Annotated in this window: 10 protein-coding genes; 3 read left to right on the top strand and 7 right to left on the bottom strand. The window is 63.8% G+C overall.

Features of this window, described 5'->3' with window-relative positions; all coding sequences use genetic code 11:
* The first annotated feature begins 275 nt into the window (after positions 1-275).
* Positions 276-614, top strand: coding sequence for a PadR family transcriptional regulator (locus tag GXY33_20775; protein NLX07582.1), 339 nt, complete (start codon positions 276-278; stop codon positions 612-614).
* Positions 601-1,779, top strand: coding sequence for a hypothetical protein (locus tag GXY33_20770; GenBank protein NLX07581.1), 1,179 nt, complete (start codon positions 601-603; stop codon positions 1,777-1,779). Before GXY33_20775 ends, GXY33_20770 begins: the two co-directional genes overlap by 14 nt.
* Before the next feature lie 401 nt (positions 1,780-2,180).
* On the opposite strand, the gene trmD is transcribed toward GXY33_20770, so the two are convergent.
* From trmD to GXY33_20750, 4 genes are all read right to left on the bottom strand, one after another.
* On the bottom strand, positions 2,181-2,858 hold the full coding sequence (trmD, locus tag GXY33_20765; protein NLX07580.1) for a tRNA (guanosine(37)-N1)-methyltransferase TrmD: 678 nt from the start codon (positions 2,856-2,858) through the stop codon (positions 2,181-2,183).
* 48 nt (positions 2,859-2,906) lie between these two features.
* Complete coding sequence (rpsP, locus tag GXY33_20760; protein NLX07579.1) at positions 2,907-3,191, bottom strand: 30S ribosomal protein S16; 285 nt, start codon at positions 3,189-3,191, stop codon at positions 2,907-2,909.
* A 52-nt stretch (positions 3,192-3,243) separates the two neighbouring features.
* Complete coding sequence (gene ffh, locus GXY33_20755; protein NLX07578.1) at positions 3,244-4,674, bottom strand: signal recognition particle protein; 1,431 nt, start codon at positions 4,672-4,674, stop codon at positions 3,244-3,246.
* A gap of 164 nt (positions 4,675-4,838) precedes the next feature.
* Positions 4,839-5,672 carry an AsmA family protein gene (locus GXY33_20750; protein NLX07577.1) on the bottom strand — a complete coding sequence of 278 codons (834 nt, stop codon included), beginning with the start codon at positions 5,670-5,672 and terminating at the stop codon, positions 4,839-4,841.
* Positions 5,673-5,873: 201 nt separating this feature from the next.
* Here GXY33_20750 and GXY33_20745 point away from each other — a divergent pair, with 201 nt between their 5' ends.
* Positions 5,874-7,127 (top strand): argininosuccinate synthase, encoded by a 1,254-nt coding sequence (locus GXY33_20745; protein ID NLX07576.1) that lies wholly within the window; start codon positions 5,874-5,876, stop codon positions 7,125-7,127.
* Positions 7,128-7,158: 31 nt separating this feature from the next.
* On the opposite strand, the gene GXY33_20740 is transcribed toward GXY33_20745, so the two are convergent.
* The 3 genes from GXY33_20740 to GXY33_20730 are packed head-to-tail and all read right to left on the bottom strand — an operon-like array spanning position 7,159 to position 11,557.
* Complete coding sequence (locus GXY33_20740) at positions 7,159-7,968, bottom strand: glycerophosphodiester phosphodiesterase (protein ID NLX07575.1); 810 nt, start codon at positions 7,966-7,968, stop codon at positions 7,159-7,161.
* A gap of 9 nt (positions 7,969-7,977) precedes the next feature.
* Positions 7,978-9,948 carry a carbon starvation protein A gene (locus tag GXY33_20735; protein NLX07574.1) on the bottom strand — a complete coding sequence of 657 codons (1,971 nt, stop codon included), beginning with the start codon at positions 9,946-9,948 and terminating at the stop codon, positions 7,978-7,980.
* Positions 9,949-9,979: 31 nt separating this feature from the next.
* Positions 9,980-11,557, bottom strand: coding sequence for a hypothetical protein (locus GXY33_20730; GenBank protein NLX07573.1), 1,578 nt, complete (start codon positions 11,555-11,557; stop codon positions 9,980-9,982).
* Positions 11,558-11,615: the final 58 nt, after the last annotated feature.

Genomic DNA, 11,615 nt, shown 5'->3' with positions numbered 1-11,615 from the left:
GCGCCCCTTCAGGTCCAGGGGCTCGCGCCCCTTCAGGTCCAGGGGCTCGCGCCCCTGGCTACATTCTTGCGCCCCGCTGGGGCTGATTGGCGCGCGGGGGCGTTTGATACCCAGGGGCGTACGCCTCCTGGCTACATTCTTGCGCCCCGTTGGGGCTGATGGCGCGCGGGGGGTGGGGATCGGTTGGCTGCGTGGATTGCGGAAAAATCATCTTGACATCAATACCTAGTCGGTCTATGCTAGTACATAGAGGCGCTAGGCAAAGGAGTGGACACATGGTGGCGAAGAATTTGTGGGGGACGTTGGAGACGTTGATCTTGGAGGTGCTTTCGCGGGGGGCGAATTATGGGTATCAGATCGCGCAGACGATCGTGGCGGAGTCGGGCGGGTATTTCGATTTGAAGGAGGGGAGTTTGTACCCGGCTTTGCACCGGTTGGAGCGTCAGGGGTTATTGACGGCGTTCTGGGAGGAGACGCGGGAGGGCCGGCGGCGGAAGTTTTATCGGCTGACGCCGGCGGGACAGGGTGAGCTTTCGGAGCGTCGGCGGGAGTGGTCGCGATTTTCGGCTGGGGTCAACGGCATCCTTCGCGGAGCCGACCATGTCATGGGTTGAGCGGATAGCCGGGGCGTTTCCGGATGGGTACGGCGAGGAGCCGCCGGGGCTTCGGCGGGATATCGCTGACGAGTTGGCGGATCATCTGGAGTGCGCATATCGGCGGGAGCTGTTGCGGACGCGGGATGAGGCGGCGGCGCGGCGGGCGGTCTTGGCGAAGTTCGGCGACCCGGCGGCGGTGGCGAGAAAATTGTGGTTCGAGGCGATGAAGGAGCAGGTCATGGGTCAGCGGATGATGATCGTGTTGATGGCGGTATTGACGGTGGCGGTGCTGGGCGGATTGGTGTTGGGGTATCTGGGCTTTCAGCAGATGCAGCGGCAGAACGAGGCGTTTCTGGCGCGGCTGGAGGCGATGGGGCAGCCTCCCGCAGCGTCGGCTGCGCCGGGCACCGATCTTGTTCGGCTGAAGGTTCGGTTGGTGGAGGAGACGCCGGATGGGAAGCCGGTGGTTGGCTGGACGGTCAAACTGGAGGGCAAGCCGTTTACTGAGCAAGAGGAAACCCTTGAGGAGCAGACGGATGCCGAGGGCATCGCCGGTTTTGGGCCCATTCGACCCGGCCGCTACAACGTCGTCGTGGCAACCGCATCCCGGTATGTGTGTTTCAGGGAAATTCTGCTGTACGGTGGAATCGTACGCGAAGAAACCATCCTCTGCCCGCCGGAGATCAGAGATGAACCCGAGAAGGTGGAGGTGTCGATGAAGCTGCAGGCGCCCGAGGACCTTCGCGGTCGTGAGCTATGGGCCGAATGCCGGTTTCGGCCACCGGAGTTCAAGATGGGAGAGTGCCTGTGGACGCACCATGAGTTCAACCTTCTCGTTTCTCCCGAAGGACACATCTATCGAGGCCAGCGTCACAACTTCCCTGTCCGGGGATCTCGCCGAGAGCCGGAAGAGACATGGTCGGCTCCTGCCGGGTCGTATTGTCTGGTAGCGGCCACGGTTCTCTCGACCGAGGCCAACACTGCCCAGGTCAGCCCTCGACAGATCGCCAGTTGTTCCTACAAGCAGGAATCTTCGCCGCGATTTGAGGCATTACCCAACGGTCAGAACGCGTGGGCCATCGTGCTACCCGATGAAGTGTGGGCGAAGGCGAGGGAAGGGCTGTCGCAATTGCCAAGAAGCCCCGTCCCGATCGGCCCGATGCCCGCCACGATGGGCAAATGAGCGCAGGTGCGACAGGAAGGTGTGTTTTCGCGGGCGAAAACACACCCAGTTTCGCCCGGTGGTCCCGAAACGCCACCGTGCTGAACTGGTAGTGGACGTCCACGCCCGCACACGCTACACTCTCATACCTCTTGTTCAAGGCTGTCTCCTTCGAAGGCTCTTCTGGTTTCCTCCAACGACTCACAAGAGTGTAACCGATGGAGGCAGCCTTTCATGAGATTACGGGCAGGGAGCGAAAGCTGGTGCGTCGGGACGACGCACCCTGCATTTTCTGGATTCCCGCCTGCGCTGGAATGACATATATTAGCGGTTGTGTCGATGCGTGGGGGGTGAGGTGGGCGTTGCAGCGTCGAAGGGGAGAAGAGTCCGCCGAGGGCGGCGGACCCACATTTGGGAGGCGGTCATTGGATCAGGTCGGGGCGGCGGTCGGCGGTTCGTTTTTGGGCTTGGTCGGTTCGCCATTTTTCGATTTCGGCGTGGTGGCCGGAGATGAGGACTTCGGGGACCTGGTGGCCGCGGTATTCGCGCGGGCGGGTGTATTGCGGGTATTCGAGGCGGCTGTGAGTGAAGGATTCCTCAGCCAGGGATTCTTCATCGCCGACGACGCCTTCGAGGAGTCGGACGACGGCGTCGATCAGGACGACGGCTGCGGGTTCACCGCCGGAGAGGACGTAGTCGCCGATGGAGATTTCGGTCGGGGCGAGGATCAGGCGGACTCGTTCGTCGAAACCTTCGTAGTGGCCGGCCACGACGATCAGGCGGTCGTGGGCGGCGAGGTCGCGGACGAGCGGCTGATCGAGTCGCCGGCCTTGCGGGGTCATGAGGATTCGCGGTCCGCGGCGTTGGTCGGCGGCTTCGACGGCTTCGACGGCTTCGACGACGGGTTGGGGGCGGAGGACCATTCCGGGTCCGCCGCCGAAGGGTTTGTCATCGACCTTGCCGTGCTTGTCTCCGCTGTAGGTCCGGATGTCGGTGCAGACGATTTCGACGAGGCCGCGTTGCCGGGCACGTCCGATAATGCTGTAGTTGAGGAAATCGTCGACCTGCTGGGGAAACAGCGTCAAGACGTCGATGCGCATGGAAGCCCCACGAACAAAATCGGAAAGGACGCCACCGCTGCCCTTTGGCTATTCGCTCTTGGCGCTCGGCTGGGCCCCGGCCTTGGCGTTGATGCCGGCCTTTTCGAGGAGGCCTTTGACCGTCTCGCTGGGCTGGGCGCCGACGCTGAGCCAATATTCGACGCGGTCGCGGTTCACGTTGAACTGCGGCTGTTCGCCCTTGGCGAGCGGGTCATAGAAGCCCAATTCCTCGATCACCCGGCCGTCGCGGGCCGAGCGGATGTCCATTGCGTTGATCCGGTACGACGGCCGATTCCGGCGTCCAAATCGCTTGAGTCTCAACTTTACCGACACGGATATCCTCCAAACCTTCTTTTTTTGCCGGTGGTCGCCCACCGTCGGATCGTTATCGCCGCTTTCGTTTCTTACGTTTCTCAGCCTTGAGCTGAGCCGACGATTTGGGTGATTGTACCTTCAGCTTGGGTATTTTTCCAGTCATAAGTCCGGCCTGGGTGATCTGGGAGCCCATCCGCATGCGGTCCATGAAGCCCATACCGGACATCTGTTTTAGCATTCCCCGCATCTGGACGAAGCTCTTGACGAGGCCGGAGACGTCTTCCGGGGCGGTTCCGGAGCCGTTGGCGATGCGGCGGCGGCGGGTAAAATCGATGGTTTCGGGCTTTTTGCGCTCTTTGGGGGTCATGGACTGGATGATGGCCTCCATCCGGACCAGTTCGCCGTCGTCGACGTCCATGTTGGGGATCTGGGAACCGAGGCCGGGGATCATCTTGAGGACGTCTTTCATGGAGCCCATCCGCTTCATGCCGCGGAGCTGGACCAGGAAATCGTCGAGGGAGAAGGCCCCTTTGGCCATTTTCTCCTGCATTTTGGCCATTTCCTGTCCGTCGAACTCTTTCTGGGCCTTTTCGACGAGTCCGACCACGTCGCCCATGCCGAGGATTCGGTTGGCCATGCGGTCGGGGTGGAATTCCTCGAGGCGGTCGAGTTTTTCGCCGACGCCGATGAACTTGATGGGCTTGCCGGTGACCTCCTTGACGGAGAGGGCGGCGCCGCCGCGGGCGTCGGAGTCGAATTTGGTGAGGATGACGCCGTCGAGTTCGAGGCGTTCGTTGAAGGCCTTGGCTGAGTTGACGGCGTCCTGGCCGGTCATGGCGTCGCAGACCAGGTAGATCTGGTGGGGGCTGGTCGCCTGGGCGATGTCGGCGACCTGCTGCATCATTTCCTGGTCGATGTGCAGGCGGCCGGCGGTGTCGATGATGACGACGTCGCGGTTTTCCCTGGTGGCGAAATTGACGCCGGCGCGGGCCACGGCGACGGGGTTCTTGTTGTTCTGATCGAGGTAGACCGGGACGTTGATCTGCTCGCCGAGGACGCGAAGCTGCTCGATGGCGGCTGGCCGCTGGAGGTCGCAGGCGACCATCGCGGGGCGTTTGCCCTGGGAGGTCACGAATTTGGCCAGCTTGGCGCAGCTTGTGGTTTTACCGGAGCCCTGGAGGCCGGCCATCAGGATGACGGTCGGGCCTGGGCTGACGTAGTAGATGCGGGTATCGACCGGGCCCATGAGCTGGACCAGCTCATCGTGGCAGATTTTGATCATGAGCTGGCCGGGGTGGAGGCTTTTTATAACCTCTTGTCCCAGCGCCTTTTCCACGCAGCGGTCGCAGAACTTGCGGGCCACGTCGAGGTTGACGTCGGCTTCGAGGAGGGCCCGACGGACCTGCCGCATGGCGTCCTGGACGTTTTCTTCGGTGATTCGTCCCCGCCCGGAGATGGAGCGGAAGACGTTGTTCAGTTTGTCGGTCAGTGCTTCAAACATTAATATTTATTATAGTATAGTATAACGATTATGTCGCCATCTGCCCTGTCAGGAGAAAATCACCTGAATTCTAGCCGCGCGCGGCCCTATATCAATACCGCATTGGCGGTTGAAAAGCAATCGGTCAGACGTTGGCGACGGCGCATGCCGGGCGGTCGGCGGGTTTATTCTTCTTTCTTTTTGTCGCCGCCGAGGAGTTCGCCGACCTTTTCGACGGCTTTGCCGACGCCTTCGCCGCCCTTTTCGATCAGGGCACCGGCAGCACCCTGGACGGCTTTGGCGGTTTCGGCGACCTGGGTGTCGAGGTTTCCGAGCATGTCATCGGGGACGACGCCCTTGGCCTCCTTGAGGACGCCGGCGAGGATGGCGGGGACGACCTTGGCCACCAGTTCGGCCACGGTGACGGCGCCGGAATCGCCGCTGCCGATGTCCTCGATGACCAGTTCGGGGACTTTGACGGTGACCGGCGGGGCCTTGTCGGCGGTGGCGGTGAGGACGAAATGGGCGGCGACGTTGCGAACGACGATGCGGTCGACGCGGATTTGTTTGCCTTCGGCTGGCTCATCCTCAGCCGGTTCGTCCGGCTGATCTTCCTTGCCGAAGCGCTTGAGGTTGTCGAGAATTTTCGAGACGTTGGTGCCGGTCAGTTGCCGTTCGATGATCAGGTCGAGGCCGTCGAGTTCGAAGTGTTTGACCTCGATGGTGTCGGAGAGGAGGCTTCCGGGGGCGACTTCGACGTCGAAGGTTCCGGACTGCATGAGGTGGTCGCTTTTGAAGCCTTCGGGATTGCGGATGGTCAGGCCGTTCATGACGACCTGTCCGCGGAGCAGGCTGACATTCATGGAGTCGAGTTCGGTGGGCGTCTGGAGGGCGTATTGGGCTCCGCGTTCGACGCCGGTCTTGGCGATCGAGTCGATGGCGAGCCAGACCGCGGCGACGAGCACGACCAGGACGATCAGGACGATGAGCGAGATTCGCAGGACTTTGGACTTTTTCATGAACGCAGCCTCCTTTGTCAAGCAACCTTATGGAACAGGAACTCTGGCTGACGCAGAGCCGTCAACTCTTACATTTTGCCAGGATGGCTTTACCGGGGCAAGGAAAAGGTTGTTATTGTCGGGCGGCATTGGCGTTGCGTCGCATCACCGGCTCTGATATTCTATGCGGTTTGAAATGGAACCCTTGGTGGAGCAAGAGTCATGGCTGACAATGTCAAGAAGGTGGTCCTGGCGTACAGCGGCGGGCTGGATACGTCGGTTATTCTTCCGTGGATCAAGGAGCACTACGGCTGCCGGATGGTGGCGTTTGTGGCGGACATCGGGCAGGGCAAGGATGAGCTCAAGGGCATCGTTGGCAAGGCCAAACGGTCGGGCGCCGACGAGGTGGTGATTCGGAATCTGCAGGAGACGTTCGTCACCGATTACCTGTGGCCGATGCTCAAGGGCGGGGCGGTGTACGAGCACAAGTATCTGCTGGGCACGTCGATTGCGCGGCCGCTGATCGCGGCGGAGCAGGTGCGGGTGGCGCACGAGACGGGGGCTGACGCGGTGGCCCACGGCGCGACGGGCAAGGGCAACGACCAGGTGCGTTTCGAGCTGACGTTCATGGCGTTGGACCCGAAGCTGACGATTATCGCGCCGTGGAAGGATCCGCGGTTCGAGCTGACCAGCCGCGAGGCGGCGCTGGAGTACGCCCAGAAGCGCAACATCCCGGTGACCGCCAGCCGCAAGAGCATTTATTCGCGGGACCGGAATCTGTGGCACATCAGCCACGAGGGGGCGGACCTGGAGAACCCGTGGAACGAGCCGCAGGACAACCTGTGGGTGATGAGCGTGGCGAAGTCGAAGGCTCCGGCCAAGCCGGCGTACGTGGTGGTGGATTTCAAGGAAGGCGTGCCGGTCGGTTTGAACGGCAAGGCGATGGAGCCGGTGAAGATCGTCGAGACGCTCAATCGCCTGGGCGGCCAGCACGCGGTGGGGCAGACGCACCTGGTGGAGAACCGGCTGGTGGGGATGAAGTCGCGCGGGGCGTATGAGACGCCGGGCGGAGCGATTTTGGTGGAGGCGTTCCGCGGCTTGGAGGCGTTGACGCTGGACCGCGAGACGATGCACTACAAGCAGCAGCTTTCGCTGAAGTACGCGGAGATGATTTATTACGGTCAGTGGTTCACGCCGCTGCGGGAGTCGCTGGACGCGTTCTTCGACCGGACGGGGCGGTACATGACGGGTTCGGTGCGGGTGAAGCTGTTTAAGGGGACGTGCGAGACGGCTGGGGCGAAGAGCCCGTATTCGCTGTACTCGGAGAAGCTGGCGAGTTTTACGATGGGGGCGGAGTACAATCCGACGGACGCGATCGGGTTTATCCGGCTGTTCGGGCTGCCGATGCGGGTGCAGTCGGCGGTGCAGAAGCAGGGCAAGCGTCCGGCGGGCGGCAAGTCCGGCAAGAAACGGTAGTCGGCATTTGGGCATCGGTGTGAGCTTCGAATCAGCGGTCGCGCGGTCTGCTCGTTCGGAGATCGGCCAGGACGGCTGGGCGGTTGGTGATGATGTTGTCGACGCCCAGGTCGATGAGGCGGGCCATGTCGTTCGGGTCGTCGACCGTCCAGACGTGGACGAGCAAGCCTCGGCGGCGGGCGGCGGCCAGCAGATCGGCGGTGACCAGTTTTTGTTCGAGGCTCAGGAAGTCGGTTTGGTAATTCAAGGCCGCATCGATCTGTCCGCCTACGATCGCGCCGGTGACCAGTTCGGGGGCCCGCGTCTTGACGGTCGCCAGCGCTGCGTGATCGAAAGAGGTAATCACGCACTGCGATTGGAATGCCTCGCGTCGCACCAGATCGACGACGCCTTCGACCAGACCGGGGTGCCGGCCCGGAGACTTCAGTTCGATGTTGAGCCGGATGCGGCTGCGGGCGGTCTCGATGACCTCGGCGAGGGTGGGGATGCGTTCACCGGCGAACCGCGGTGAGAACCAGCTTCCCGCGTCCAGGCCCTTGATCTGGTCGTAGGTCATCTCGCCGATGTTGGTGGATACTCCGGCCACCCGGGCCAGGTCGTCATCGTGGAGGAGGACGATCACGCCGTCGGCGGTCTGCTGCACGTCGATCTCGGCGTAGTCGGCCCCGTCGGCGATGGCCTGCTCGACGGCGCGGATCGTGTTTTCCGGGGCGGTGGCTGAACTGCCGCGATGGGCGGTGATTTCCACCGTCGCATCCCGCGTTTTTGAGAAGGACCACGTGGCGACGGTCGCCACGAGCGCCGTTCCAGAGACAATCAGCACGATCATCCAGCCGCGCATAACAATCCCCTATCCGGCCCTGCCCGTCGCGCCCGTGACGGCGATCGGCCGTTCCCTCCGCCAGGCCCAGGCCGCCCGGACACCGCCGGCCAGCAGGTACACGGTGATCAGCAGCAGCACGATGTCGGCCAGGAACAGCACGCCGTTTGTGCCGAGGTCGTGCCGGTAGTGCTCGAACAACAGCACCAGGTTAGTCAGGGTGGTGACCAGCATGAACAGGCCGGGCAGGAGGGCGAACCAGACCCGCCGGCCCTGGCGCAGGAGCCACAGGGCGCCGAGCGACAGGACCAGCGCAGCCAGAAGCTGATTGGAGGTGGCGAAGATTCCCCAGAGGGCCTTGGCCCCGCCGGAGAAGGCGAAAACGAGGGTGATCAGGACGGCAAGGCCGCTGTTGAACCAGTACTTTCGCAGCAGGAGCAGCGTCCATCGGAACGCCCCAGAAGTGATTTTGGGGGCGAAGGGGGCGGGCTCCTCAGCGGTCTGGTCGGGGACGGGCGGAATGCCGTCGGCGCCGACCGGCGTATCACCCGTTCCCCACGACCTGGCGGTGTCCATGCCGACGGGCAGCGCGAACACGTCGTACTGGCCGAAGAACGTCCGCCAGACCTCTTCGATCAGGTAGCGGGTCAGGCGGATGGCGGTATCGAGGGTGGTGACGAGGAATCCTTCGAGCAGGACCATGCCGGCCAGGGCCCCTACCGCGATGGGGATGCCGAAGGCGATCTTGCCCGCGTTGCCGACGGCCATGGCGAAGCCGAGGACGGCGTTGGAACTGCCGACCGGGCCCAGCAGACGCGGGTGAACGTCGCGGATGTAGTTGCCTTTGACGGCACCGATCATGAGCACGGCGATCACGCAGGCGGCGAGGAAGCTTTCGAGGAGCATGCCGTTGTAGCCGATCTGTCGGGCCGCGCGTTCAGAGTTGAGCTGCTTGCAGGTGGTGCCGCCGGCGCAGAGGCTGTGGAAGCCGCTGACCGCGCCACAGGCGATGACGATGAACATGCCGGGCCAGAACATGCCCATCGCCTCGGTTCCTTCGGCGATGTTGATGGCTGGGATCGATTCGGCAGAGCCGCCGTCACCGCGGAGGCCGGCGACCAGCAGCGTGACGAGCAGGGCGCCCATGCCGACGTAGAGGATGTGGACGTTGACGAAGTCGCGGCTCTGGAGGAAGATCCAGACTGGCACGCCGGCGGCCACGAGCACGTAGGCTGAGAGGAGCAGCATCCAGATTTCCTGTCCGGAGAACGTCCAGCCGAGAAACTCGGTCTGGCCGAAAACAACCGGCCGATAGACGCCGATGGCGATACTGACCGCGCAGATCGCGACGGCCAGCAGCGAGCATTTCCAGACCGCGACCTTCTTCTTGAGGTAGAGCCAGCCCAGCAGCGGAGCGACAGCGGTGATGACGATCACGCTCATCGAGGCGATCCCGCCGATCACGACGCGGTCGCCGACGACGCGGAAGAGCGTCTGGTCGGGCGGCAGCTCCAGGCGTTCGAAGGGCAGCATGCTGGTGAGGGCCACCGCGGAGAGGTTCAGGAAGGTCGCGCAGACCAGGGCGAGCATGACGATCAGGAAGATGGTCATGGCCACGAAGGCGTCCTTGCCGAGCATCCGCCGGGCCACGGTGGCCATCGACTGGCCGCCTTCGCGAGTGGCCATGTAGGTGGCCAGGTAGTCATGCACGGCGCCGATCAGCACGCCGCCGGCCAGCACCCAGACGAGGGCGGGCAGCCAGCCGTAGATGATGGCCAGCACGGGCCCGACGATCGGACCGGCTCCGGCGATCGAGGCGAAATGGTGGGCGAAGACGACGGGCGTGGGCGTCGGGACAAAGTCGCGGCCGTCTTCGTGGGCCACCGCGGGAGTCTGCCGCGAGGGATCCTCGCCCAACTGCCGGGCCAGATATCGCGAGTAGGCCCGGCCCGCACCGAACAGCACCACCGCCGCCACCGTAAGAACCGTCAAAACCGTCATCGAACCGCTCCCGAAAAAAGACCGCTTCGCACTATCTGCCGCTTCGGACCGCGGGCAGCACGCTATGGGCGCGGTTGGTCAGCACCGCGTCGATTCCGTTGGCCAGGGCCGCCGCCGCGTCCTGCGGCGTATCGGCCCAGAAGAGGTTGCACACGATTCCCCGGTGTCTGGCCGCCGCGGCCATCGTCTGGTCGTAGTGCTTTCGATGGAACTGCAGCCGGCGGCATCCGTATTCCACCGCTGCGTCGACAATTCTGCCGTCGTGATGGCCTTCGAGGCAGCAGCGGCTGACGGCGGGGGCGATTTCTCTCGCCGCCTTCAGCACGTCGCCTTCACCGGCGATGTAGATCTGCTCCGTGACGCCGTGATACTCGGCCAGGTCGCGGATTCGGCGGACGATGCAGCCGTCGCGGCCGGGAGTCTTGGCGTGGATGTTCATCATGACGCGTCCGGCGAAGCGTTCGAAGACTTCTTCGAGGCGCGGGAACCGCAGGCCCCGCCACTGCTCGCCTTTCCAGGCGCCGGCGTCGAGGCGACGGATCTGTTCCCAGTTCAGCTCGTCGATCCGGCCCGCGCCGTCCGAGGTCCGATCGACGGTGGGATCGTGGCAAATCACACAGACGCCGTCGATTGAGTCCCAGACATCGAACTCGATCTCCTCGACACCGAGGGCGACGGCGGCGCCAAAGGACGGCAGCGTGTTTTCCGGGCAGACGCCGCTGAGGCCGCGGTGGGCCACGACGTGCGGGAGCGCGGCGCGGTTTTTTCGGTCCACGGTCGGCCCGGCCGGGCGATACAACTCGGGCCGGCGGTTGTCTTGCACGACCTGTCGCGACCGCATCGCCTGGCGGCTATGGGCGGCTGGGCGTTCGCGCTTTTGGGTCGGATCGATCGTCGCCACCAAGAGCCCAGCCTCCTGTCCCGCATCCAGCAGGAGGCTGCCCGACGGATCGGCGATCAGCGAACAGCCTCCGGTCGGCGAGCCCTGGCCCTTCGCATAGGAACTGCGGAGGACAAAGGCCTCCACGTCCAAAGCCCGGCCGGCGGCCTGGCGGCGGATCACCTCGGACTGCTCGGACCGCTGATAGGTCGGAAAGACCAGCAGGTCCGGTCTCAGGGAGGCGATCCGTTCGAGGTACTCAGCGAAGTATATCTCGAAACACGTGACGAAGCCGATCCGGAGCCCCTCGTGCTCGAAGACGACCGGCGTGGCGCCGGCGGTCAGGCCCAGTTCGTCGCGTTCGGCGGCGGTCAGGTGCGTCTTGTCGTATTCAGCCTTGCGGCGGCCGTCGCGCCCGATCCACCGGGTGGTGTTGAAGCAGCACTCGCCGCGCCGCAGCACCCCGTTAACCGCGATGTTCGTCTTGCGTCGAGCCGCCAGCTCGCTCAGTTGGCTGAGGAACGCATCGGACTGCTCCGCCACGAAGGTCCGCACCGCCGCCCGCCCTTCGAGACCCGGGCAGTTGGCGTATTCCGGCAGCACGATCAGGTCGGTGCGTCCTTCGTATTCCTCGATCCAGCGGAGCATATCCGCCATCGCCGAAAGGGCGTCGTCGGGCGATCCCGACGCCGGGTACTTCGGCTGAACGATTCCCACTGCGTAGTCCATCATCGGCTCCTGCCGTGGCTTCCGAGGCGTCGTCGCGGAGCAGGCGGCGCCGTTGTCA

It is taken from the genome of Phycisphaerae bacterium (genome assembly GCA_012729815.1).
GTDB lineage: Bacteria > Planctomycetota > Phycisphaerae > JAAYCJ01 > JAAYCJ01 > JAAYCJ01.
Note: the sequence above shows the minus strand (reverse complement) of the source record. Positions and strands in the feature narration are given on the sequence as shown.